Origin of the sequence: Shewanella sp. SG41-4 (genome assembly GCF_014164505.1) — a bacterium.
GTDB lineage: Bacteria > Pseudomonadota > Gammaproteobacteria > Enterobacterales > Shewanellaceae > Shewanella.
Genome location: NZ_JACJFI010000036.1, coordinates 1 through 25,422 on the forward strand (window position 1 = coordinate 1; position 25,422 = coordinate 25,422).

Annotated in this window: 19 protein-coding genes; 6 read left to right on the forward strand and 13 right to left on the reverse strand. The window is 42.4% G+C overall.

Going from position 1 to position 25,422, the window contains the following annotated elements:
- Both H5202_RS05685 and H5202_RS05690 read right to left on the reverse strand, forming a co-directional pair.
- Nucleotides 1-408, reverse strand: a 408-nt coding sequence (locus H5202_RS05685; protein WP_182771201.1) for a cobalamin biosynthesis protein, incomplete at its 3' end; no start/stop codon positions are given.
- Nucleotides 409-554: 146 nt separating this feature from the next.
- Complete coding sequence (locus H5202_RS05690) at nt 555-1,247, reverse strand: 5'-methylthioadenosine/adenosylhomocysteine nucleosidase (protein ID WP_182771202.1); 693 nt, start codon at nt 1,245-1,247, stop codon at nt 555-557.
- 268 nt (nt 1,248-1,515) lie between these two features.
- Here H5202_RS05690 and nfsB point away from each other — a divergent pair, with 268 nt between their 5' ends.
- Nucleotides 1,516-2,178, forward strand: a complete 663-nt coding sequence (gene nfsB / locus H5202_RS05695) for an oxygen-insensitive NAD(P)H nitroreductase (RefSeq protein ID WP_182771203.1) — start codon at nt 1,516-1,518, stop codon at nt 2,176-2,178.
- Between the two features lie 184 nt (nt 2,179-2,362).
- Here nfsB and H5202_RS05700 read toward each other — a convergent pair whose 3' ends face one another.
- From H5202_RS05700 to H5202_RS05740, 9 genes are all read right to left on the reverse strand, one after another.
- Nucleotides 2,363-3,448, reverse strand: a complete 1,086-nt coding sequence (locus H5202_RS05700) for a methyl-accepting chemotaxis protein (RefSeq protein WP_182771204.1) — start codon at nt 3,446-3,448, stop codon at nt 2,363-2,365.
- A gap of 219 nt (nt 3,449-3,667) precedes the next feature.
- Nucleotides 3,668-4,477, reverse strand: a complete 810-nt coding sequence (locus tag H5202_RS05705; RefSeq protein WP_443019339.1) for a sterol desaturase family protein — start codon at nt 4,475-4,477, stop codon at nt 3,668-3,670.
- Complete coding sequence (locus H5202_RS05710; RefSeq protein ID WP_182771206.1) at nt 4,477-5,142, reverse strand: CDP-alcohol phosphatidyltransferase family protein; 666 nt, start codon at nt 5,140-5,142, stop codon at nt 4,477-4,479. Before H5202_RS05710 ends, H5202_RS05705 begins: the two co-directional genes overlap by 1 nt.
- A gap of 199 nt (nt 5,143-5,341) precedes the next feature.
- Nucleotides 5,342-6,010: an ATP-binding cassette domain-containing protein gene (locus H5202_RS05715; protein WP_259397201.1), complete on the reverse strand. Its 669-nt coding sequence runs from the start codon at nt 6,008-6,010 to the stop codon at nt 5,342-5,344.
- A gap of 52 nt (nt 6,011-6,062) precedes the next feature.
- Entirely contained in the window at nt 6,063-7,775 is a 1,713-nt protein-coding gene (locus tag H5202_RS05720; RefSeq protein WP_220493775.1) for an ABC transporter permease, read from the reverse strand.
- The gene (locus H5202_RS05725; RefSeq protein WP_182771208.1) at nt 7,772-9,055 is read right to left on the reverse strand and encodes an ABC transporter substrate-binding protein; all 1,284 of its coding nucleotides are present in this window, start codon (nt 9,053-9,055) and stop codon (nt 7,772-7,774) included. Before H5202_RS05725 ends, H5202_RS05720 begins: the two co-directional genes overlap by 4 nt.
- Before the next feature lie 115 nt (nt 9,056-9,170).
- Complete coding sequence (locus H5202_RS05730; RefSeq protein WP_182771209.1) at nt 9,171-10,064, reverse strand: DUF547 domain-containing protein; 894 nt, start codon at nt 10,062-10,064, stop codon at nt 9,171-9,173.
- Nucleotides 10,065-10,180: 116 nt separating this feature from the next.
- Nucleotides 10,181-12,334 carry an FAD-dependent oxidoreductase gene (locus tag H5202_RS05735; RefSeq protein WP_182771210.1) on the reverse strand — a complete coding sequence of 718 codons (2,154 nt, stop codon included), beginning with the start codon at nt 12,332-12,334 and terminating at the stop codon, nt 10,181-10,183.
- Between the two features lie 11 nt (nt 12,335-12,345).
- The gene (locus H5202_RS05740; RefSeq protein ID WP_182771211.1) at nt 12,346-14,718 is read right to left on the reverse strand and encodes a TonB-dependent receptor domain-containing protein; all 2,373 of its coding nucleotides are present in this window, start codon (nt 14,716-14,718) and stop codon (nt 12,346-12,348) included.
- A gap of 232 nt (nt 14,719-14,950) precedes the next feature.
- Between H5202_RS05740 and H5202_RS05745 the strand changes: the two genes are divergently transcribed.
- Both H5202_RS05745 and H5202_RS05750 read left to right on the forward strand, forming a co-directional pair.
- Nucleotides 14,951-15,364 carry a hypothetical protein gene (locus tag H5202_RS05745; protein ID WP_182771219.1) on the forward strand — a complete coding sequence of 138 codons (414 nt, stop codon included), beginning with the start codon at nt 14,951-14,953 and terminating at the stop codon, nt 15,362-15,364.
- Between the two features lie 172 nt (nt 15,365-15,536).
- Complete coding sequence (locus H5202_RS05750) at nt 15,537-16,205, forward strand: flagellar brake protein (RefSeq protein WP_182771212.1); 669 nt, start codon at nt 15,537-15,539, stop codon at nt 16,203-16,205.
- 193 nt (nt 16,206-16,398) lie between these two features.
- Here H5202_RS05750 and H5202_RS05755 read toward each other — a convergent pair whose 3' ends face one another.
- Both H5202_RS05755 and gltB read right to left on the reverse strand, forming a co-directional pair.
- Complete coding sequence (locus H5202_RS05755; RefSeq protein WP_182771213.1) at nt 16,399-17,805, reverse strand: FAD-dependent oxidoreductase; 1,407 nt, start codon at nt 17,803-17,805, stop codon at nt 16,399-16,401.
- Nucleotides 17,806-17,810: 5 nt separating this feature from the next.
- Entirely contained in the window at nt 17,811-22,259 is a 4,449-nt protein-coding gene (gene gltB, locus H5202_RS05760) for a glutamate synthase large subunit (protein ID WP_182771214.1), read from the reverse strand.
- A gap of 522 nt (nt 22,260-22,781) precedes the next feature.
- Between gltB and H5202_RS05765 the strand changes: the two genes are divergently transcribed.
- From H5202_RS05765 to oxyR, 3 genes are all read left to right on the forward strand, one after another.
- On the forward strand, nt 22,782-23,771 hold the full coding sequence (locus tag H5202_RS05765; RefSeq protein ID WP_182771215.1) for a TIGR01212 family radical SAM protein: 990 nt from the start codon (nt 22,782-22,784) through the stop codon (nt 23,769-23,771).
- Between the two features lie 277 nt (nt 23,772-24,048).
- Complete coding sequence (locus H5202_RS05770) at nt 24,049-24,414, forward strand: Hpt domain-containing protein (protein ID WP_182771216.1); 366 nt, start codon at nt 24,049-24,051, stop codon at nt 24,412-24,414.
- A gap of 300 nt (nt 24,415-24,714) precedes the next feature.
- A partial coding sequence (oxyR, locus tag H5202_RS05775) for a hydrogen peroxide-inducible genes transcriptional activator OxyR (RefSeq protein ID WP_182771217.1) occupies nt 24,715-25,422 on the forward strand: 708 nt, incomplete at its 3' end.

The window sequence follows — 25,422 nt, forward strand, 5'->3', positions numbered from 1 at the left end:
GAGTAGTTGTTTGGCGTCCTGCTTATTACCCGCTTTTATTGCTGTAACTACTTTTTCAGCAACTGATTTAAAAGCTGAATCACATAAACAAAAATACAAAATGATGAGTTCAAAAAACCATGGATAGGCAGCAAGGCTGAGTAGAAAACTGACGATAATCCCGCTAGGTACTATCAAAATCAGTGTGGCTAATATTCCGGCGATAAGTTGTTGGCTCACAGCTCGCTGTGGATGATTGACTTTAACGGATATCAGGTTCGCTAAACGGTTAAACCATAATAGTGGTTGCAGCTCTCTTGGAATAGGAGCAAATCGAGCCAATATTAACGCACAAAACAAAATACAACAGCTTTGTAATAACCCGCCATCCTGGCTAAGTAATTGAGGGTTGAATAATTGATTGACCATAATGACTCAATAATTGGACTGATGATTAACCGGAGTGCTTCCTTCACCCAGCAGCAGGTACTATGTATGCCATAGTACCTGAACAGAGTTTATGAGCTTAATCTGAGCGTAATCTGAACTTAACCTATGAACTTAGTCTAGACGATTTATAGCTGTTGTAACAGTGCGATAACCATCATGGCAGAATGCAAACCAGCTTTGATGATATAAGAGTCAAAATCAACCAGCGAGTCATTGTTGGCATTGTCTGACAATGAGCGAATAACCACAAATGGTACTGTAAATTGGTGACAAACTTGCGCTATAGCTGCGCCTTCCATCTCACAAGCTGCCATTGTTGGAAAGTTTTCACGCATGACTTTTGTGCGAACAGGATCGCAAATAAAGCTGTCGCCAGTACAAATTAACCCTTCAATTGCCTTAACTTCACCTAATTCAGCGACAGCGCTTTTAGCCGCATTGACTAATGCGTTGTCTGGTATAAATGCCGCAGGTTGCTGAGCCATTTGGCCAATTTCATAACCAAATGCAGTGACGTCTACATCGTGATGACGGACTTCTGATGATATGACAATATCGCCAATCGCCAGTGAATCAACAAAACCACCCGCGGAGCCAGTGTTAATCACATGGGTAGCAGCAAACTTTTCGATTAATAATGTGGTTGCAATACTGGCTGCCACTTTACCGATACCTGAACGGGTTACTACCACGTCTTTACCGGCAATGCTGCCGCTAATAAATTCGATGCCAGCAATTGTTGTATGTACTGGATCTACAATAGCTTGAACTAAATGAACAACTTCTGGCTCCATTGCGCCAATAATACCGATTTTCATGAGTGAACCTTAACAGAATGAGCAAATACGAATGGGCGCTAATATATCATGAGCATGATAAATTAGTGAAAATTGACAGTGATTTTATTAGGATACTTGATGCTAAATCTCGTGTTCAAATCCTGCTATTGTGGGTTATTTTTGCCATAGTGATTGGGATAAACTGCTCTTTTTAACCTTAATCAATCACGGCACAATAACGTCAATCAAGGCAGCTTGTCTCAGCATTGCCAATTAAAGTGTCATCGACGTTATTTAGAGGAAAATCATGCAACACGATATTACTTATTATGCAAAACAGCGCCAAGCCGTTAAAGCCTTTGATATCAGCAAAAAAATCCCAGCAGATAAGATTGAAAAGATTAAAGAGTTACTTAGATTTGCACCTTCGAGCGTTAATGCTCAACCGTGGCATTTTATTATTGCTTCAACCGATGAAGCTAAAGCCAAAATAGCGAAAGCAACGGCTATTTATCCGTTTAATACCTCATCTATTTTAAATGCTTCACATGTGGTGGTTTTTTGCAGCAAGTTAGACATTGAACAAGATTACTTATTAAAAGTGCTTGAGCAAGAAGCGCTAGATGGCCGTTTTGATGCAGATCCTGTTTTTAAAGATCGGATGCACGGTGGCCGTAATATGTTTATTGATTTACACAAACAAGATTTTAAAGATGTACAGCATTGGATGGACAAGCAAGTGTACCTCAATTTAGGCGCATTCTTATTAGGTGCGTCAGCACTGGGTATTGATGCCGTACCAATGGAAGGGATTGAAGCCAAAGTACTCGATGCAGAATTTGGTTTACGCGAAAAAGGTTACACTAGCTTAGTTGTCGTACCGATTGGCTATAGCGATGCAGAATTGGACTTTAATGCCAAACTTACCAAGTCTCGTCTACCTTATGCTGATATTTTGACTGAAGTATAGTCACTAGTATAAATCGACTTATACCAATCTTACGTTATAGATTGGTATAAGCGTTTACGCTTTTTGTAAACGGTCTAGATGCTCAAACTTCAGTCCTTTCTTGCTAACATGTTCAAAAAATTGTTCTGGAGTAATGGGTTTGGGTGATTTATATTTTAATCTCATGAAGGTTCTAAGGTTAATTTTACTGCTGACTTTGTGTTAGCAAATGATCGATTGCTCGAACTACATTTATACTCGCTTGCTCCATAGTTTCGAGGTGAGTCAAAATTGCTGACTCATCACCCGACTGCATGGCAATAACAGCAGCTTTGCCTGCACTGTGTACGGTTGTATGTGGTTGTTCTATAGTTTTAAAACTTGATAAACTTGCAAAATTTTGACCTTCGCCTTTGTAATACCATTTGCCTAGTCGGCACTCAGTATGGCTATTAACACTCGCATTCAAATCTTTGTTAGCAAGTATACTGTAAACGTTACTTTTCCATACACTGTGATCCAGTTTTACCGTGGTTAAGAAAGCAGTCATAGAGGCCTCTCCAATGACTCGTTTCATTACGCCTGAGCTTTGTAATACGTCCGTCACTACTTGATTAATTTGTTCTGAAGATACCGCTATATCCCTAGAACAAGTTTGGTTGGTAACCACCACACTCTTAATTTGTTCTGTTTGTTCAATGACCGTAGCGACTAATTTTTCGATATTAGCGCTGGCATCATGAGCATTGCTGGCCAGTTGGCGCACTTCGCTTGCTACCACTGCAAAGCCACGACCTGCATCACCTGCTCGTGCTGCCTCAATGGCTGCATTAAGAGCCAGTAGATTGGTTTGTTCAGAAATTTGCTGGATAGATGAAACTAAACTACTTATTCCATTGGCCGAAAGACTTAATTCTGCGGCTGTAGCCATGCTTTTTTCTGCATGATCATTTAGATGTCCAGCTCGTTTTTTTAAGTTGCCAATCGCGACATGTGTTTGATTAAATAACTTATCTAATTCAGACAGCATTTGTTTTTCTTCATCTAACTTAATCGAGTTTACCAAGGTGGTGTCGCGAATATCATTGAGCATTGTTGCGCCCAGCAATTGTAAATTGGCGCGTGCGGTATCGTATTCAGATTGGCTATTAGAATGGTTCAATTGCTGGCTTAACTGAGCAATAGTCTGTTTTAATTGATTTAATTCATCTGAATGTTGCTGTTTATGAGTGACTAATTGGTGCTCTAAGTCGGCTATTTTAGTTTTCAAACCTTGGGTAAAACCGATCATAGTCTCTTTATCCTTTAGCAATATATTAATAATATTTTGATAAACTATCATCGATTAATCAAGTGCTTCAGCAGTCACATATCACAAAAGTGCATAATAAATACTTCTATAAATTCACACCTAACGGTACATCATTCTATTTATGGCTTAAATACAGTGAGTTGGACTTAATTGCACGTATGGTGTTATACCAGTGTTTATTAAAATCAAAGTAAACCGTTATTTTTTTTTGGTAAACGGCATCCATAACAACCCTGTTAGCCACGCGTTTTGCTTCTCGTTTGGGTATTCGATTAACCCTATATCAATATCCTCGTCTGCTTTACTGGCCTTAGCAGAATAGGTACCAAATAACCGATCCCACCACACAATACTAAAACCAAAGTTGCTGTTGCTCTCGCGCATTATTTGGCTGTGATGAATTCGGTGTAATATTTGAGTCACTAATACGGTTCTTACGATGTGTTCTAGTCTTGGTGATAACCGGATATTGGCATGGTTAAATATGGCTAAACCATTTAGTAAAATCTCAAATATGATCACTGCACTGGCGGGTACCCCAAGTAGGATGATCGCTAATGCTTTAATCCCAATACTGGCGATGATTTCTAATGGGTGAAATCGCAATGCAGTAGTACTGTCGACATGAACGTCAGCATGATGAACTTTATGTAATCGCCACAATAACGGCACTCGATGAAACAGTCTGTGTTGCCAGTAAATAAGCAGGTCTAATAACAACAAGCTTATGATGATGCTAGCCCAATCAGGTAATGCAATATAATTGAACAGTCCCCATTGTTGCTGCTGACAGTACAGTGCAATACCTGCTAATCCTATTGGTAATACCATTCGGGCTGCTATTGCTGAAATCACCAATAAACCGATATTGCCTATCCAGCGCGTAGCTGGTTTCGGTGCGTTGGCTCTGTTGGGTAAATGCCTAGCCGGCAACCAAAACTCCAGTAGCAGCATTAATGTCAATATCGCTAAAAATACCCCGAGTCGAATAGATGAAATATTGTCCATCATGCTGATTTGCCTCGTTGAGACTGGTTAGCTGATGTGTTTTGTTTCAAGGTATGATTTTTTAGGGTGTGGTAGCCGCCATGAATGCGAGTAAAAATGGTAATAGCCCCTAAAAATGCAAAGCTATAAGCAAGCTCTGGAAAATAAGCCGGCCACAAACAAAAGGCGATAAAGAAGGCGATGGTTTCGGTACCTTCGGTTAAGCCGTTTAAAAAGTAAAAGCTCTTATGGGCAAATTGTGGCCGAGGCAAATTCAATTTTTCGGCCGGTATCGCAAAGGCTAAAAAACTTGAACCTGTGCCAATAAATACGGTTAACAATACCGCAGCGGCCAAAGCGTTTTCATTAGGATTGGCTAAGGCAAATCCAAGAGGAATAGCGGCATAAAATAGAAAGTCGACACAAATATCTAAATAGCCACCCGCGGCACTTGTGTGTTTTTGATGGCGGGCAAGGGCGCCATCGAGTCCGTCGATAATTCGATTAAGTACTATAAAGAGCAAGGCGGCATACCAAAGCTGTAACGCTAATAATGGTACTGCCAACAAGCCTAACCCTAAACCCACTAAGGTAAGCTTATCGGGATGGACATTATTTTTGTCGAGTAACAGCACTATAGGCGTTAATAGTGGTTTTATTACTGGGGTTATAAATCTATCTAGCATGATGTTATTCCGGTTAATCTATTGATTATCATTACTATTCAGTTAAAGCTACGAGTTTATTAATTTCGGGCTTATCTATATTTTTTATATGTATCTGTTCTATCTACATCAGCACTGTTGATTAGAGCGCTGTTGATTAGAGTTCTGTTGATTATAGTATTTTCATTTGAGTAATTTCTTAGTTAATAATGACCAATACTCAAAGCGAAATCACTTTCCCTTGGGCTGCATCGGCATCAGTTTGATCGTGAGTCACCATAATGGCAGGTAGCTGATGCTGGCGTATTTGATCAAAAACGAGTTGTCTGGTTTCTTGGCGTAACTGACTGTCCAGTTTACTAAAAGGCTCGTCTAATAATATGGCTTTAGGTTGACTAAGCAATACCCGTAGCAATGCCACCCTAGCTTGCTGACCGCCCGACAAACTTTGTGGGTCACGTTGTTCTAATCCGCCTAAACCTACTTGGACCAACGCTTCACTAATTGCGGCTTGTCGCTGTGCTTTAGGGCTTGGTGGCATAGCAAAACCGATGTTTCCTGCCACGGATAAGTGCGGAAACAATAATGGGTCTTGATAGAGTAAGCCAATATGGCGTAAATGACTGGCTGTTGTAGTGATATTTTGGCCGTTTAAATGCAATTGACCTTCAGCACTAAATCCTGCTGGCAACATGCCTGTTAACCAATTTAATAAGGTCGATTTACCGCTGCCAGATGGTCCCATAATCGTCAATATTTCACCGCCGTTAATGGTAGCACTTAGTGATAATAAGGTTTGTTGCTGGCGACGCAAGATCAGTCCATCAATGGTGAGTTCTGATATTGATGCACTATTTGAGTTTTTGGCTGTACTCGCGAATGTTTGCATTATTATCCTTGTTGGTGGCGCTTAACTAATATTTCGGTAATCATTTTGGTCATCATTTTTGGCGATGATTTTTGACAATGATCTTTGGCAATAGCCAAGCCAGTAAAAAGCCTAAGGCGGGGAGAACCATCTGCATTAACGCATACACTGCACTAATTCTACGGCTTCCTCCATTGGCGAGCGAAACCGCTTCGGTAGTAATGGTGTTGATACGCCCGCCACCAGTAAGTAAGGTCGGTAAATATTGGCTAAAGCTAATGGCTAAACCGAGTGCGCAAGCAATGAATATTGGCCCAATCAACATAGGCAGTTTAATCCGGAAAAATATTTTTGCTTTACTGGCCCCAAGACTGGCCGCAACAATACTAAAGCGTGGATCTAAACGACGATAGCTACTGGCCAGCGATAAAAACACATAAGGCAATACAAACAACAAGTGGGCGAGTACTACATTGATAAAAGTATGCTGACTGTTTACTTGCTCAAGTAACCAGACCAAACCAAATAAAAACGCGATGCTTGGGATCAGCAAAGGCAGATAAATTAACACACTGCTCAGTAGTGATAGTGATTTCCCGCTGTGCTGCTCAGCTTCTAAGGTGAGCAAGGTTAAGGTTATCGCCAGAATTGTGGCGCAGATTGCAATCAGTATGGTGTCGATAAGTGGCGTGTGCATTTGTTGCAATGCCGTTTGCCAGTGGAGCATTACAAATTGTTGTGGCAAGGCATCAGGAAAATGCCAAAAGCCCGCAACAGACCATAACACTAGCCCTAATAATGCCAAACCTATCGTAGTTAACATCAAGGCGGTGATCACATGTGTTACTTTTTGAATCAGGGCACCGCCGTATTCGCGCTCGCCATTGGTTAACATCGATTTAGCCAATTGACTCACTAAGCGTTCCAGTAACCACCAGCAGGCTAATACGAATAAGGTGAGTTGAATTTGAAATATCGCCCCCGCTGACGCTTTAATCCGAAGGCTTAAGTCTACGTCGTGAAACCACTGCATAATCGCTACAGCCAATGTAGGTGGATTGTTAGGGCCTAAAATTAAGGGGATCTCTACACTGGCACTGGCGTAGGCCAATACTGCTAATATGGGTAAGCGTAAATGGGGATATAAGCTGGGTAACACCACTTTAAAAAATGCCGTCATTGGGCAATAACCTAAGCTTAATGCCACTTTGTGTTGTGCCCGTAATGTTTGCCCAAGGTCGGGTTGTGCTAAAACGCCTAGCGCCATTAACAACAAAAAAGGCAGCTCTTTTAATGTCAGTCCAAGAATAATACTCAGCCCCATCGCATCGTGTGGATATAGCCAATCGGGTGGCGCATCCCAACCACTTAACCAAGGTGATACGAGTCGAGATAACATGCCTGATGGTGTTATTAAAAAACTAATGGCAATGGCTGCTGCAGCGTGGGGGATAACAAGAATTGGGCCTAAAAGCCGCTGAATATAACCCAGCCACGAGCTGTTAAAGTAACTTGCTAGGATCAGTATGGTGATTAAAAAGGCTAATAAAGTGCTGATAAGGCTGGTGCTAATGCTCAACAGTGCCATGTGGCCAATCCCTGGTGTTTGCCATAGTTGGCCAAAACCATTCAGGCTAAATGAGGTGTGATCTAAAGCGGGGATCCAACCAAATGCAGGCAGAATGACGCCCAATAAGCCGCCCAATACCGGAATAACTAACAGTGCCATCATAATAAATGGACTGATGCGCACAATAGGATTGAACAATTTGACTACCGCGCTCATTTCATCACCCCATAGCGCTGCAACCATTGCTGTGCAATAACTTTACTCCAGCTTGGATCTGGCTCGCTCAACGCTGGGCTGATTGCTTGATTAGCAATAGTGGCACTGGGATGTGACTGTTTGGGCGGGGCAAACCAAGCTTGCTGCTCGGCAGTTAGCTTTGATAGTGCCAGCACGCTGGTGTCGCCCCATACATTAGCTTGCTGTTTGTGTGCTTGCGCTTGTGGGCTGAGTAAAAAGTTGACCACTAACTTAGCGCTGTCCCGATGAGCGGCATTATAGGGAATAGCGATAAAATGAATATTGCTCAAACTGCCATCTTGCATACGATAACTACGGCTACTGTCGGGTAATTCAAAACGGGCAACGGCCGCCGGAATTTCAGCGGCTGAAAAGGTAAATGCGAGTGCAAGTTCACTATCGCCTATTAAGCGGCGAAGCTCCATGCCGCTAGACATAAAGTGTCTACCCTTGCGCCATAAATGCGGATGTAGTTCATCTAAATATTGCCACAATACCGGCAATAACAAAGCCTGGCTTTGCATTGTTGCGGGTTGATAAAGCAAATTTTTAATCGCTTCAGGCTCTGAGTTGTTCAGTACAATTAAGGCGTACTTTAAAAAGCTGGTGGCTAAAAAGTCAGGCGGTTTAGGGTAGGTAAATCGGCCTGGATGTTGTTTGGCCCACAGGCTTAATTGTTGCAAAGTTTGCGGTGGTGATGTGGTCACTAGGCTGTCGTAATAAAACGTCAACGAGGCCTTTCCCCACGGCGCTTCCATCCCTTGTGTTGGCACACCAAAATCGCGGGTCATCGCAGGATTATTGTCTGGGTCGGTTAAGCTAAAGTTGGGTAATTGCAGGGCCCAATTTGGCGCCAGCAGTTGATGCTTGGCCATGGCGGCAAAGTTTTCACCGTTAATCCACACTAAATCGACTTGGCCTTGATGATTATTGCTTGCTGATTTTTCGGCTAATACTCGGCTGACCGCTTCACTGGTGTCAGTGAGTTTTACATGGTGTAAATTGATCTGGTATTGCTGCTTAACTTGTTTCGCCGCCCATTGAATATAACGATTTATTTGCGGATCGCCACCCCAAGCATGAAAGTACACATCTTGATTCACGCCTAGAGATTCAACCTCTGACCATGATGACGTTGATGTTTGAACTGATGTTTGAACTGATGTTTGAGCAGACGCTTGGATTGATGTAGATGCTTGAATTCGTGCTGACGACTTGTCTACAACAATTACAACATCGTTGGTAGAAGCATGAGCCATACCAACCCAAAAGTTAGCAGTAAGCAAAAAAGCACTAAGCCCAAAGCTTACTGCAACCTTAGATTTTATAAGGTTGCAGTAAAAGGCTGTGCTAACGATGTTGCGCCTGCGTAAATTAGCCAGCAACATTAAGTGACCAGTCATAATCTAAAAATTCAATATCGAGTTGTTGTTTCTCTGCTGCTTGGCGCTGGTCTGGGGTTAATGTCAGAACACCCTTATCACTATTGGAATAAAGCAGTAAAAACGCTTCAATCGAATGAGTGTTACGAAATCCTTTGGTAAAGTCATCGCCATACCATTTAAAAATAGAAGACAAATACAAGCTGTCTCCCTTGGCATAATTTCGGCTGCTATCGGCAAGAAAACGTTCAGTTTGCTCGGTTAATTGCAGCTCGAGTTTAGCACCTGTATAGGCATCTTCGCGCAGTGCAGGGCAACCAATACTGGCACAGTTTACCGCGAAGTGGATTCTGGGGTCGTTGTAACGATCACTACCACGTATGAGTTTGTGTTCAATATCATTGAGGCTACGGGTTTTACCCAATAACGGAATAAAACTTTTATCCCAAGGTGAGCTAAATAACCCGCCTAGGTCTTTAATTGAGTCGAGATCAGGATATTTGGTTAAAATAAGCTCAACGGTCCACGCGTTGTAAGCATTGATTAAAAATGCTAATTGCGACGCTTTGTCCCAAGCATCAAACTCTGCTTGGGTGATCAGACTCAATTGGTTGAGATAGTCGGTCAATATGGTTCGATCTTGTTGTATCGCTGCGTAATCTATTGCGCTACTGTGACCTGAATTAATCGGTTTTACATGACGGCTGAGTAAGGTATTCCACTCATCATGCAGTGCCATTTTTGTCTGGCTCTGCACAAGATGATTAGTATCAGAAAGCACCTCAGACTCTTCCACCGCCGCAATAGCCGTATTAATGCCAAACAAGCTCAGCAATAGACCGACTGTGAGTACAAACGATTGAGCACATCGCGTTAATATTTTCATTATCTGAGACCTATTTTTAAGATCCATCTTTATGATCCAAAAGCTAAATGATTCTAAAGATAAGGCCCAATTTCGTGAGCCTTAGCTAGGTGAACCTGAGTCATTTCTCTGTCAGGTTAGCCACGACGCCATGTGTGGTATTTTTCTAACCAGCGCAATACAGTTTCTGGTGCATGGTTACGCTTCCATTCACCTGCGGCGTACTTGTTGCCTTCGGCCCATGTTGGGTAGCTGTGAATCGTGCCTAAAATCTTGTTAAGGCCTAAGCCGTGTTTCATCGCCAACACAAATTCTGCAATTAAGTCGCCAGCGTGTTCAGACACCACGGTCACACCTAAGATTTTATCTTTACCTTTAGGGGTAATCACTTTAATAAACCCTTCGGTAGCACTGTCGGTAATGGCGCGATCAAGCTCGGCAAAATCAAAGCGAGTCACTTCGTAATCAATACCTTGCTGTTTGGCTTCGTATTCATTAATACCCACACGAGCCACTTCTGGATCGATAAACGTAGTCCATGGAATGACGCGGTAATCCACTTTGAACTTTTTCAAGTGTCCAAACAGTCCATTGACTGCCGCGTACCAGCCTTGATGCGCCGCTACGTGAGTAAATTGATAAGGCCCAACAATGTCACCCGCCGCATAGATATTTGGGTATAAGGTTTCTAAATATTCATTGGTGACGATAGTGCGGTTGGTTTCAATGCCTAGCTCTTCTAAGCCGTAACCGCTTAAGCGAGCACTACGACCGACAGCACATAATAGTTGGTCGTATTCTAACGCTAACTCTTGCTCTTGATGCTTAACAATAAGGTATTTTTTACCGTCACGCAGTTCGCAGCGCAGCGCTTGGTGTGAGGTTAAAATATTCACGCCACTTTTTTGCAAAGCTTGGGTGGCAAACTCAGACACTTCAAGATCTTCTTTGATCATGATGCGCTCAGCCATTTCAACTTGAGTCACTTTGGATCCTAAACGGGCAAAGCTTTGTGCCAGTTCAGAACCAATTGGGCCGCCGCCCAGTACCACTAATTTTTGTGGTGCAGTATCGAGTTTTGCAAACTCATCCCACAAGGTATCACTGGTAACATAACCGACTTCTTCTATGCCTGGTAACGGTGGCACAAACGGGCGAGCACCTGTAGCAATGACAATGCTGCGCGCGGTTAAGCGACTGGTGTGACCGTCTGGGTGGCTAATTTCAACTGTCCATGGGTCAACTAATTTTGCATAGCCTTTGACTACGTCGACACCTAGATTAGTGTAACGCTCAACACTGTCGTGGGGAGCTATATCGGCCACCACTTGATGCACGCGCGCCATGACTTTTTTAAATGAGAATTCAGGAGTGCTGTCTTCTAAGCCGTAATGATGGGCGTTTCGTATTTGCTGAGCAATTTTAGCGCTTTTAATAATCGCTTTACTCGGCACACAGCCATAGTTTAAGCAGTCGCCGCCCATTTCGCCGGCTTCAATTAAGGTCACTTTAGCTTTTACTGCGGCAGCAATATAACTGGTTACTAGGCCACCAGCACCTGCGCCAATCACAATCATGTTGCGATCAAATTTAGCTGGCTTGGTCCATTTGCTGTATACGCGACGTTTTTTGATCATATTGACTATTGCCTTAGCGATAAGCGGGAATAAACCTAATAGTGCAAACGACAGGATGAGATTAAGCGATAAAATGTTCGATAAGCTGTCAATTTGTGCCAGCTGAGTACCGGCATTAACGTAAACAAAGGTACCCAAAAACATGCCGACTTGGCTTACCCAGTAAAAAGTCCACGATTTAAAAGCGGTCACACCCATTAGCATGTTGATTAAAAAGAACGGAAATATTGGTACCAAACGTAAGGTAAATAAGTAAAAGCCGCCTTCTTTTTCAATGCCGGCATCAATCGCCGCTAAGCGCTCAGGAAAACGTTGTTTAATTGAGTCACGCAATAGATAACGCGACACTAAAAATGCCATTGTTGCGCCGATACTTGAGGCAAACGAAGCAATAATTAACCCTTCGACGATGCCAAATAAGGCTCCCGAGGCGATGGTAAGAATCGCGGCACCAGGTAAGGACAATGCGGTTACGGCCACGTACAATAAAAAGAACCCGCCAATAACTAACAATGGTGACTCTTCACGTAATTGACTAAAGTCATTCATCGAGCCTTTTAGGCCCTCTAAGGTCAGTAATTGATGCAAATCAAAGTGGAAAAATAACCCCACTAATGATGCAGCAATCAGTAATAACACAATTTTTTTAAACATAATTTATAGCCTTAAAATGAATGCTGTAAGGTAAGGGTAGCGTTAACAGGTAGTTCAGGAAAAACCAATGTCGATCCGAAATAACCGCCTTCAAACACCGGACGCCAGTTCTTTTGGTTAGTCACGTTATTCACATCCAGCCTTACACTTGTTTGCTCGGTAAAATCATAGCGAGTGCTAACGTTAAGCGTGTATTGATCGCGAATATACACAGTCGATAAATAGTCTAATGGGTAACTCTTGGTATATAGACCGGAGAAACCGGCTTTCCATTTCTCAGTAATCGACATTCCGCCATTAATTGTGAACGTTTGTTCAGGCAAGCCTTGTACACGGCGGTCCGACGGTGCAAATGAAGCGAAGTTTGGTGCGCCAATACCCGTGCCTTGAATAATATCTGGGCGTGAGTTATCAAACGTATCGGCAACTTGTACCGTATCTTGGCTACTGGCAGAATCATCATAGCGAGCGTCTAAATAACTGTAGCCTGCGCTTAACCAAAATGGGTCTGCATCATAAAAGGCTTGGGCTTCAAAGCCTTTAGTGCGAATGCCGGTGTTGCTGCCATCACGATTTCGCAGACTGCGTTTTTGGTCAAACACTGCAGCATCAACATACCAAGCACTGTCGCTTGGCGAATATTTTATGCCGACTTCAGTTAAGGTGTTTTCGGTGGCAAAGTTTTGGCTACTAATTTGGTTGTTGGCGCCTAACGTGGTGCCGCCAGCCATACTGTTTGAGGTTGATTCGTTATAACTTGCGCTGGCATAGGTAGTGATGTCGTCACTAAGGCGGTAACTCAAACTGACTTGGCCAGATTCAAGCATTTCACTTATTGAATCGCTGGCTGCAACTTGCCCTTGTGGAGCAATGGCATCACGCGCATCTACATTATAAAAATCGGCACGATAACCTACGCTGGTGGAAAACTTATCTGTCCATTGGCTGTTATGTTGAATGGCTAGACCGGTTTGCCAGCTGGTTGAGTCAGTGGTGTCAGATAATGAAAAATCGCCGCTGCCATCTGCATTGGTATCGTACTGAGCACCGGGTGACACAAACACACCAGGGCGCAGTTCAACTAATCGACCTTGTTGCTCAGCAGTAAGCGGAATACGGCGATTTTCAATGGGGCCAGTTAAATCGATAGGTAAGTCAGCTTCGGTGGTAAATTGACTGTAACCTAATACTTTGTTGTAGCGGATATCCACCGCAGTAATGGTGCTTTGAGCATCGCTCCATGTATAGGCTAATTCAACTCTGTTTTGTGCAGTATCTGCACCATCAATAATTTCAACAAAACTATTTTGAGCAATTTCTTCACGTTCTAAATGTTGATAATAGGTAATGTTTTTAAAGGTCGCTTTATCGCTTAACTCACGCACATAAGTACTGTGAAGTAAGAAGGTTTGGGCGTTATTGATGTTGTCTGGGTCGGTTAATACTTGGCTGCGATCTATCTCAACTAACCCGGTTGGCGATACGATAGCATTAGCGCCAGCAATGGTACTGCCATTAGGCTGTACACCTTGACCTGTAACGTATAAACCGTTGTCGATTAATGCTTGAGTTGGACGGTTAATCCCCGCGTTGTCGGTAAACTCAACATCATAGTATTCGACATTAATGTCCCAGGTGCTGGCATCGTCTGGCAGTAAACGAAATGCCACAAAAATACTGTCGCTTTTAAAGCCTGAATAATCATAAAAGCTGCCATTATCGATATGTTCTGCACTTAAGCGAACACCGCTTTGATTGGCGACAATGTCAGTGCCAACATCTATTTGAGCTCGGTAATGATCCCAACTGCCGCCAGATAGGGTGAGCTTATTAAATTGCTCGTCAGTTGGCGCGACTTTGGAATGCAAGTTAACAAAACCGCCATTACGTTGGCTGGTGCCCAGTAGCACTGGCGGCGCACCCTTTACCACATCAATTTGATCAATGGCGTTAAATGACATCGGTACACCAAAGCCATTGTTGCCCGCCTGGCGGCGCACACCATCTTGATATAACTCACCTAATTGTCCACGAATAGTGGGTAGGCTTGATGCGCCAAAGCCACTTGCTGAGTAACTGTTTGGGCTGACTTTTTGAATATCGGATAAGTCAGTGATATTAAGCTGTTCAATCATTTCACTGGTGATAGGCGTAACTGAACGTGCGATATCTTTTAATGCTATTCCGTCACCAAATGGGCCATTAACCGTGCTGTTTTTAGGTGACATGCCTTTATCGTTAATCGATTTACCTGATACCTGAATGACTTCGATAGATGAGGTGTCTTCGGCTGCTGTAGCCATTGATGAGGCTATAGACGAATACAGGGCTAGGCTAATAGCGAGTGCGGTAAGTGAACGGTTAGGGTAACGATAAATAGGCATAATTTTTTCTGCTGTAATGAACTTGGTGAAAGAGACCTTGTTGTTAACAAGTATATTTCAATCATGTTATGCCAATTTTCATTGTATTAGATCTAAATGGCATAACTACTAGCGCAACATAATCTTGGCAAACTCGGTCAATTGGCGGCTGATTGAGTATTTTAGTCAAATCAGTTTAGCCTATTAAAAGCTCATTAGAATGAGTTTTATTTATATTTTTTAAGGAATTATGATGCAAACAACACTGACTAGCGATGTTCAAAGTAAATTACAATGGTCGTTATTATCTTTACGCTTAGGTGTATTTTTAGTGATGCTAGTGTGGACATTGGATAAATTCGTCAATCCTGGCCATAGCATGAAAATATTTGAGAAGTTTTACGGCATTGGTGGTGTGAGTGAAGTCGCAGCATATATTATGGGTGGCTTACAATTACTGCTCGTGTTCGCTTTTGTATTAGGGTTTAAAAAGCGTATCACTTACGGGGTTATCTTTCTAATGCATGGCGCTTCAACATTATCGGCATTTAACCAATATTTTGATGCATTTAATAACTTATTATTCTTTGCTGCATGGCCAATGTGGGCTGCTTGTTTTGCGCTTTATATGCTAAGAAATGAAGATACTAAGTTTACTGTGAAATAAATGTAGAGAATAAAGACAAGCAATAGTTCTGATGCTTATTAGGCCTATTGCTTGGTTACCATAGTTACTCTGAAGTAGAATCTGCTATCTTAACGTTATAGATTGTTTTTGGAGTCAATGTATTGATGAGGCAAAGGCTTATTTGGGTTGTGATTAAAATGGAAGGGAAACGATGAAAACACCTGCTAGTGCTTCGTTGTATGCTGACCTGAGCCTGATCGATATCGGTATGGAATTGTTCATTGAAATTCATTTTGCCAATGGTAAAAAAGCCCAGTCACGTTCTAGCTTGATTGGTTATCAAGTTGGACGGTTTATCTTGATTGAGTATCCCAATAAAGGTTTTTCTGAGGCTTATCAACATATGTTAGCCAATGCTGAAATTGTGGTAAGGGCTATGACCAATAGTGGATTTAAAGACATTATTGCCTTTAAATCCACTATATTATCTGTGGTTAATCAACCGATTAGAATGCTGTGTCTTAGTGTGCCTAAAACCATTATCAAGAAAAAGGTCAGAGAGCAGTTGCGTGTTAATATTGAGCAAGAAGTGTTTATTATGCACAATGACAAAAAAATCAGTGCGAAAATGCTCGATTTTTCTGCTACTGGCTGCTTGCTGACGGTTGACGCCAAGTCGGTGAATATTGAACAAGGCGAAGAAATACATGTGGCTATCTCAATTAATACTGACCTTTCTGGGATCTTAACGGGTAGCATGGTCAAAGTTCAAAATGTTGAAGATGTATTGAATATTGGGGTGAAATTTTCAGATGAGCATCCACAATTAAAAGATAATATTTTCAGCTATTTTTTAGTCAGTTCAACTACAAAATCGTAACTCAAATTGAATCCTATTTGTGGGCTATCATTGTGAATCATCGTCCTTAAAAAAGATAAAAAAAAGCGCATCAAAAAATGCGCGAAAATTCACAAGCAAACACGGTATTACAGCTTTTGTTATTAGACTAAAAGCAGGCTAAAGGTCAGTTTACCTTTAGCCTGCTTTTAGCGTTATTATGGCTAGCAAGCTGTTAATCTAAATAGTTTAAAATGCCTAATGCAGCATCTCGACCTTCTGCTATAGCAGTAACAACCAGGTCAGACCCTCGCACCATATCACCACCGGCAAACACTTTAGGGTTAGTGGTTTGGAATGGATTGTCGTCGGTTTTCTTGGCCTTAACTAATCCCCATTCGTTGGTTTCGATTCCAAAATCACTAAACCAAGCAGCAGGGCTAGCTTGGAAACCAAAGGCTATAATCAGCGCATCGGTTGCCAATATTTGCTCACTACCTGCAATGATTTCAGCGCGTTGACGTCCACTGGCATCAGCTTCACCCATTTGGGTTTCAACGCATTCAATCCCGACCACTTGACCGTTTTCTGCTTTAATTGCCACTGGTTGACGATTAAATAAGAAGTTAACCCCTTCTTCGCGCGCATTTTGCACTTCACGGCGAGAGCCTGGCATGTTGGCTTCGTCACGACGGTATGCACACGTTACACTTTTAGCGCCTTGACGAATGGCTGTACGTACACAATCCATTGCAGTATCACCGCCGCCTAATACCACAACATCTTTACCCTCAAGGCTTAGGTAGGGTGTGGCGTCATCTTGAGTACCCATAATGTGATGGGTATTGCCAATAAGATACGGCAGCGCTTGGAGCACGCCTTGAGCGTCTTCGTTAGGCAGTTTAGCCTTCATGGCGGTGTATGTACCCATACCTAGGAAGACTGAATCGTATTCATCTAATAGGCTCTGAAAGCTAATATCTTTTCCGACAGTCACACCCATTTTAAATTGAATGCCCATGCCTTCAAGCACTGAACGGCGAGTTGCCATTACACTTTTATCAAGCTTGAAAGAAGGAATGCCATAAGTAAGCAAGCCACCTATCTGCGGATATTTATCATACACCACGGCTTGCACACCATTGCGAGCCAACACGTCAGCACACCCAAGACCCGCAGGACCCGCGCCAATAATGGCAACACGTTCTTTACGTGGTGTTACATCCTTCAAGTTTGGGCGCCAACCTTGGGCTATCGCAGTATCGGTAATGTACTTTTCAACACTACCGATTGTGACCGCACCAAAGTCATCGTTTAAGGTACAAGCCCCTTCGCATAAACGGTCTTGCGGGCACACTCGTCCGCAGATTTCTGGCAAAGTATTGGTTTCATGCACCAAGTCTGCCGCTTCCATAATGCGACCTTCTTCTGCCAATTTTAGCCAGTTTGGAATGTAGTTATGCAGAGGGCATTTCCATTCGCAATACGGGTTACCACAGTCAAGACAGCGGTCGGCTTGCTCTTTTACTTCTGGTTGTGTAAACGGCTGATAAATTTCAATAAATTGTGTAGCACGTTTTTTCGCTTCATGTTTAATGGGGTCAGCTCGACCCACTTCTATAAATTGAAAGTCATTGCTCATAATGATTACCCCGCCTTTACCACTAATTCCGGACTCTTCTGCTCAATTTTTAGCAGGTCAGCAACGGCAATATTCTTTGGTTTAACTAATACAAAACAATCCAACCAGTTGTCAAAATCACTTAAAATCATGTAAGCATGCTCACTGCCTGTTTCAGCATAGTGAGTTTCGATCAGGCCTTTTAAGTGTTGCTGGTGGATGGTAGATTCTAATTTTTGAGTATCGACCATTTCGGTGTTTACTCGGCGACTAAAGCGACCAAACTGGTCAAATACATAGGCAAATCCGCCTGTCATACCCGCACCGAAGTTGACCCCAGTCTTGCCTAAGATAACCACGATACCGCTGGTCATGTATTCACAGCAATTATCACCACTGCCTTCAACGACCGCGATGGCGCCAGAGTTACGTACAGCAAAACGCTCACCCGCTTGGCCTGCAGCAAACAACTTACCGCCAGTAGCGCCATACAAACATGTGTTACCCATAATGGCGCTGCGTTCACTTTGGAACGGGCTACCGATAGGTGGGTGAATAACAATTTTACCGCCAGACATGCCTTTACCAACATAATCATTGGCATCGCCGCACAGTTTAAGTTCAAGGCCAGTGCTATTCCATACGCCAAAGCTTTGACCCGCGCTGCCACTAAATCCAAGTGTGATCGGCTGTTTTGCGCCAGTAACACCAACTGTAGTGGCGATAAAACCTGACAATGTCGCGCCTACCGAGCGATCGGTATTATTGATTTGATATTGATAAGAGAACGGTTCGCCGCTTTCAACAGCACTACGACAATCAGCTAACAAGGTTTGGTTTAGTTGACCGACATCTGAAGGCGGATTGGTTTCTTTCCAAGTCAATGACGAGTTTGGCTGTACTTTTGGTTTATATAAAATTGGCGCTAAATCCAAGCCTCGCTGCTTGTCTGTTTGACCTTCAAGCGCATGTAACCAGTCGCTCCGTCCGACTAAATCTTCGAACTGAGTTACCCCTAATGCAGCCATCCATTCACGGACTTCTTGAGCCACAAATTCAAAGTAGGTCATGACACGTTCTGGTAAACCGTGATAATGGTTTTCGCGTAAGTTTTTATCTTGAGTTGCAACACCTGTTGCACAATTATTAAGATGACAAATACGTAAGTATTTACACCCTAGCGCAATCATTGGCACAGTACCAAAGCCAAAGCTTTCGGCACCCAGTAACGCTGCTTTAATCACGTCGGTACCGGTTTTTAAGCCGCCATCCACTTGTAAGCGGATTTTATGACGTAAACCATTTTCTACTAGCGACTGATGCACCTCTGCTAATCCAAGCTCCCAAGGAGAACCGGCGTATTTCACCGAGGTGATAGGGCTTGCGCCAGTGCCGCCGTCGTAACCTGATATGGTGATCATATCGGCATAGGCTTTTGCAACACCGGTTGCAATGGTGCCAACACCGGGTTCTGATACTAGCTTGACCGACACTAAGGCTTTTGGATTGATTTGTTTTAAATCGAAAATCAGCTGAGCTAAATCTTCAATCGAGTAAATATCGTGGTGCGGTGGCGGTGAAATCAAGGTCACACCTGGACGAGCATGACGAAGTCCTGCGATTTCAACACTGACTTTGTGCCCCGGTAATTGCCCGCCTTCACCCGGTTTAGCGCCTTGAGCGATTTTAATTTGCAGCACATCAGCGTTAACTAAGTAATGCGCGGTCACGCCAAAGCGACCCGATGCAATTTGTTTGATGGCCGAGTTACGTTCGCTATTGAAACGACGCGCATCTTCTCCACCTTCACCAGAGTTTGAGCGTCCACCAAGACGGTTCATCGCAACAGCTAACGCTTCATGAGCTTCTGGGCTTAATGCACCGATACTCATGGCTGCGCTATCAAAACGAGAGTAAAGCTTTTCAGCGCCTTCTACCGTGTCTATTTCAATGGCATTTAGTTGACCTTTAATGCCTATTAAATCACGTAACGTGGCCACTGGGCGATCATCAACTAAATGAGTAAACTTTTTGTACTCGGCGTAGTTTTTATCTTTTAATGATGCTTGTAAGGTATTCACTACATCTGGGTTAAAGGCGTGATATTCACCACCTTCAACATATTTTAACAAACCACCTTGCGGTAATGGCACATGTGCCCGATATGCGGCTGTATGAAGTATTTTCTGGTCATCAGCAATATGGTTAAAGCTGACACCTTCAATACGACTAATTACGCCTTTAAAACATAATTCAATCACATCACTGGCTAAACCTACTGCTTCAAATTGTTGGCTACAACGATATGAACCAACGGTACTGATGCCCATTTTAGACATGATTTTACGTAAACCTTTTTCAATGCCATAACGGAAGTTAAGCATTAAATGGGTTACATCATCTACTTTATGTAGTTTTGCCATCGCTGAAATAGATTCATAGGCAAGGTAAGGGTAGATAGCCGTTGCACCAAAACCAATTAACACCGCAAAATGATGCGGATCGCGTGTTGAAGCCGTTTCAACAATAATGTTAGTGTCACAACGCAGGCTCTTATCCACTAAACGAGTTTGCACCGAGCCCACAGCCATAGCGGCAGGGATAACTTGAGCACTTTTCGCTACTGCACGGTCTGACAATACTAACAATGTCGTGCCGCTGCGAGCTAAGCGTTCTGCTTCGTCGGTAATACGGCGAATAGCTTGCTCTAGTGTTTCATTGGCATCGTAGTTTAAATCAACTGTGTTGGCGCGATAGTTAGTACTGTCTAACCCTAGTAACTGATTAAAGTCACTGAATAACAAAATTGGTGAATTGAACATGACTCGGTAAGCATTACCGGTGGTCTCGCTAAATAGATTTTGTTCACGGCCGACGCAAGTGGCTAACGACATCACGTGTTTTTCACGTAACGGATCAATAGGCGGGTTGGTTACCTGAGCAAATTTTTGACGGAAATAGTCGTACAATGAACGCGACTTTTTCGACAATACAGCCATAGGAGTGTCATCACCCATTGAGCCAATGGCTTCTTCACCTTTACTGGCAAGTACCCAAATAACTTGTTCTAATTCTTCGCGGGTAAAACCAAACTGTTTTTGATATTGCAGCAGTGTTTTACTATCAAAGCCACTTGAACCTTGTTTAGTCGGTGCCATTTCCTCAGCAGGGATCAATGTCTGACTGTTTTTAGCCATCCACTCTTTGTAAGGATGACGACGCTTTAAGTCATTATCAATTTCAAATGAATGATACAAACGACCATTCAAGGTATCTAACACTAATAACTCACCGGGCCCAACGCGGCCTTTTTCAATCACTTCATCGGCGGAATAATCCCAAATACCCACTTCAGACGCTAAGGTGAGGATACGATCCTTGGTTATAACGTAACGAGAAGGGCGTAGGCCGTTGCGATCTACCGCGCAGGCAGCGTGGCGGCCATTGGTCATTACAATGCCTGCAGGGCCGTCCCACGGCTCCATGTGCATTGAGTTAAAATCATAGAATGCTTTTAACTCGTCATCCATTTCAGGATTTGATTGCCATGCAGGTGGAATAAGCAAGCGCATAGCTCGATATAAATCCATCCCGCCTGATAACAACATTTCGAGCATATTGTCTAAAGAAGACGAGTCTGAACCTGTTTCGTTAACAAAAGGGGCGGCCTGTTGTAAATCGGGTAGTAAAGGTGAATTAAACTTATAGGCGCGCGCTCTTGCCCATTGGCGGTTACCGGTAATGGTATTGATTTCGCCGTTATGAGCAAGGTAACGAAACGGTTGAGCTAATGGCCACTTTGGCGATGTGTTAGTTGAAAAGCGCTGATGGAATAAGCATATAGCACTTTTTAAGCGAATGTCTGCTAGGTCGGTATAAAATGATGGCAGATCTGCAGGCATCATTAAGCCTTTATAGACAATGACTTGCCCTGAAAGGCTGGCGACATAAAAGTCTTTGTCATCGGTGATCTGTTGTTCAAGACGACGACGAGCCATATACAAGCGACGTTCAAGATCTTTTTCCCGCCAGCCCACAGGCGCGTTGATCAATACTTGATAAATTTGTGGCAAACTTTCCCGGCCAATCTCCCCCAAGACATCCGGATTAATCGGTACTTTACGCCAGCCAGCGACACTGAGTGTTTCTCGTTGTAGTTCTTTTTCTAAGATAAACTTCGCTTCATCAGCGCGTTGTTCATCCTGGCTGAGAAATAGCATACCTACGGCAAAATTTCGGCTTAAATGCCAATCGTTTTCTGCTGCAATAGCTTCAAAAAAATCTGTAGGCATTTGCATTAATAAACCACAGCCATCACCTGTGCGTCCGTCAGCTGCAATACCACCACGATGCTTCATTCGATCGAGACCATGAATCGCGGTACGCACAATGCGGTGACTCGCGTCGCCGTCCATTTGTGCAATTAAACCAAATCCGCAATTGTCACGCTCAAAACTGGGATGATACAAGCTCATACAAAAAACCCCCTAAACCTCTACAAGATACGACTCGGGGTAAATTTGAAGAATATCCATAGATATGCACCCGAACCATTCAAATTAAACTGAGAATGAATAAAGGTCAAACCAAAAAAATGCAACAAACTGAAATGTTATTACTAAAATTACGTTATAAGCTACCAGCTTTACGTTAACGTAAACTGTGATAAATCACCTATAACGTTCTGAATAAAAAGAATTTTAGAAAAAATTAAAACAATTGTTTACCTTTTTGCAACAACAACAAGGAATTATTTTTGAAATAAAAATAGTGAATTTTATTTCAAATACAGTCTTTGGGTAAAAAATTATTCTAAATGACTAAATATTCATTTTAGATAATGTATAAATTACTCAAATTGTTTTAAATGTTTTTGGCGTTTGCACACAACTTTAAGGTCTACTTGAATTGATAGACAGTTTATTGATTTAGCACCAAGACAGGTGTTTATCGTCTGACTACACTGGCGAACTTTGGAGTGATGATGAGAACAACTTGTGGGTTTAGATGATTACGTTAATACGTTTGGAGTGCATTGCAAACGTTTATATGGGCAAAGGATAAAAAAACTAACTATCGATGCCCAATTTACCTGTCCCAATCGAGATGGCACGTTAGGGGTAGGCGGCTGTACTTTTTGTAATGTCGCCTCATTTAGTGACGATAGAGGTAGAGAGCAGCCAATTGCAATGCAATTAACTGAAGGTAAGGTTCGCGCTCAATCTGCAAAAAAATGCACTGCATCTGTGGATGTTAATTCCGCTTCTACTGCAAAATATATCGCGTATTTTCAGGCTTATACTAGCACCTACGACGAATATAAAGTGTTAAAGCAAAAGTATGATCAAGCTCTTGAGGATGCCGATATTGTCGGACTTCATATAGGAACTCGTCCTGACTGTGTGCCTAATGAAGTACTTGATTTACTGGTTGAGTATCAACAAAGAGGCATTGAAGTGTGGCTGGAACTTGGCTTACAAACGGCCAATAATCACACTTTAAAGCGGATTAATCGTGGCCACCAGTTGTGTGAGTATCGTGAAACAGTTAAAAAGGCGCGCGCTAAAGGCATTAAGGTGTGTACCCATCTGATTTTAGGTTTGCCAGGTGAAACATCGGCAGACTATTTTAATAGTTTACAAACAGTATTAGGGATCGGTGTTGATGGACTAAAATTGCACCCTTTGCATATCGTTGAAGGCAGTATTATGGCGAAGCAGTGGCGTTATCATCCTATGCCGCTAATGAGTCTAGAAGAGTATGCCTCTGAGGCTGCAAAACTCATTCGTCACACCCCAAAAGAGATTATCTTTCATCGCGTAACGGCCTACACCAAAAAACCAATGTTACTCGCCCCTGATTGGTGTGCGTTTAGGTGGGATGGTTTAGTGGCGATTGTGGATGAACTTAAAGAATTCGGCGGGCAAGGCAGTGCAATATCTTTAACTACCAAAGCATGGTTTAGCGGGGACATATCAATAGTTTAATCGTGAATGAATAAATAAGATCAAAATAAAAATTGTTTTCTATTAATCTAAATGAAAGCGCTAACGATTATCAACTGTATTATTGAGTAAAATATTACCAATATGATGTATTTTTAAACATTGGTAATACCTGCTGGGTATTTATGTTAATAAAATGTAATGTTTCCATTAAATAACAACTAAATGACAGCTAAATATTGGCAAGTCTTGCATAGGGTATTTTACTCGGTATCATATTTATAATTTTATAGCGTTATATTTTGATAGAGGTGCCTTTATGTCCACAACGCAGTTAGAGTCAATATTGGATCTCAATACCCTTGAGCAATATATCAGTGCCATAGGTGCTGGAACATTATTGAAAAGCGTAGTGTTATTCGAGCAGTTAATGCCTGAATATATCAGTAGCTTAGTGAAAGCTGGCGATGCAAATGACAAAGAAACGTTATGCGCAGAAGCTCATAAATTTAAAGGTGCTGCAGGATCTGTTGGTCTTAAACGCGTTCAGCAATTTTCACAGTTACTACAACACGGTGAAGAAGCTCAATGGGAAACTGAACATAAGGTATGGCTTGCTGAAATCGTTGCGCATGCTGCACAAGATCTACAACAACTGAAAGTGTATTTAGAAGCGAAAGCGTAATTAGCAGTACAGTCTTGTGTTGGCAGCATAATCAGTTTGGATGAGCATGCGGCACAAGATTTACCGCAACTGAAAGCTTACTTATAAGCAAAAGTGTAATGACCCGTAGAGTATAGTGTTAGCAGCATAATCAGTTTAGATAAGCATCTACATTAGTGCCTGGAATCAGTTTGTTGAAATGCCTCTTATTGAAAGAGGCATTTTTTATGGTCGTTTGTTCAATATCGGACATCGACCCCTTGTTATTTTAGCTATTTTAATTCATTATTTGAATTAAAATAGCTAAAGGTAATCGTTTGTATGAAAAATCTTCCTAGCCTCAAGAACCTTTATTATTTGGTTCATTTACACCAAGAGCAAAATTTTAATCGCGCCGCCAAGATATGCTTTGTGAGTCAATCGACTTTATCTAGTGGTATCCAAAACCTGGAAGAACAACTGGGTTATCAGTTGATTGAACGTGATCATAAATCATTCATGTTTACCGCCATCGGTGAAGAAGTGGTTGAGCGTGCTCGAAATATTCTAACCAATGTTGATGACTTAGTTGAATTGGTTAAAAATCAAGGCGAACCGATGACAGGCGAAATTCGTTTAGGTTGTATTCCGACAATCGCGCCTTTCTTACTGAGTCGAGTGGTTAAGTTATGCCAGCAAGATTACCCTAAACTCAGTTTGTTATTAAAAGAAGACACAACCGAACGTCTTTTGGATGCATTGGCAAAAGGTGAGTTGGATTTATTGATATTAGCGTTACCTGTCGACACAAGTGGTTTTCATAGCATGAAGGTAGGTATTGATCCGTTTAAAATGGTGATGCACAAAGAGGCATCGGAACAATTTTTACAGCCGATTGATTACCAAAAAATGCCAGACGAAAGTATCTTTTTACTGCAAGCTGAACATTGTATTACTGGTCACGCGATTACAGCATGCCAACTGGGTGATAGCGCCAAAATTAATCCATTTGCTGCAACCAGTTTGCATACTCTAGTGCAGATGGTAAAC

Bases quoted from the DNA above. Each gene is read 5' to 3' on its own strand.
- H5202_RS05690 (WP_182771202.1), bottom strand. From the start codon at position 1,247: ATGAAAATCGGTATTATTGGCGCAATGGAGCCAGAAGTTGTTCATTTA.
- nfsB (WP_182771203.1), top strand. From the start codon at position 1,516: ATGCAACACGATATTACTTATTATGCAAAACAGCGCCAAGCCGTTAAA.
- H5202_RS05700 (WP_182771204.1), bottom strand. From the start codon at position 3,448: ATGATCGGTTTTACCCAAGGTTTGAAAACTAAAATAGCCGACTTAGAG.
- H5202_RS05705 (WP_443019339.1), bottom strand. From the start codon at position 4,477: ATGGACAATATTTCATCTATTCGACTCGGGGTATTTTTAGCGATATTG.
- H5202_RS05710 (WP_182771206.1), bottom strand. From the start codon at position 5,142: ATGCTAGATAGATTTATAACCCCAGTAATAAAACCACTATTAACGCCT.
- H5202_RS05715 (WP_259397201.1), bottom strand. From the start codon at position 6,010: ATGCAAACATTCGCGAGTACAGCCAAAAACTCAAATAGTGCATCAATA.
- H5202_RS05720 (WP_220493775.1), bottom strand. From the start codon at position 7,775: ATGAGCGCGGTAGTCAAATTGTTCAATCCTATTGTGCGCATCAGTCCA.
- H5202_RS05725 (WP_182771208.1), bottom strand. From the start codon at position 9,055: ATGGCTCATGCTTCTACCAACGATGTTGTAATTGTTGTAGACAAGTCG.
- H5202_RS05730 (WP_182771209.1), bottom strand. From the start codon at position 10,064: ATGAAAATATTAACGCGATGTGCTCAATCGTTTGTACTCACAGTCGGT.
- H5202_RS05735 (WP_182771210.1), bottom strand. From the start codon at position 12,334: ATGTTTAAAAAAATTGTGTTATTACTGATTGCTGCATCATTAGTGGGG.
- H5202_RS05740 (WP_182771211.1), bottom strand. From the start codon at position 14,718: ATGCCTATTTATCGTTACCCTAACCGTTCACTTACCGCACTCGCTATT.
- H5202_RS05745 (WP_182771219.1), top strand. From the start codon at position 14,951: ATGCAAACAACACTGACTAGCGATGTTCAAAGTAAATTACAATGGTCG.
- H5202_RS05750 (WP_182771212.1), top strand. From the start codon at position 15,537: ATGAAAACACCTGCTAGTGCTTCGTTGTATGCTGACCTGAGCCTGATC.
- H5202_RS05755 (WP_182771213.1), bottom strand. From the start codon at position 17,805: ATGAGCAATGACTTTCAATTTATAGAAGTGGGTCGAGCTGACCCCATT.
- gltB (WP_182771214.1), bottom strand. From the start codon at position 22,259: ATGAGCTTGTATCATCCCAGTTTTGAGCGTGACAATTGCGGATTTGGT.
- H5202_RS05770 (WP_182771216.1), top strand. From the start codon at position 24,049: ATGTCCACAACGCAGTTAGAGTCAATATTGGATCTCAATACCCTTGAG.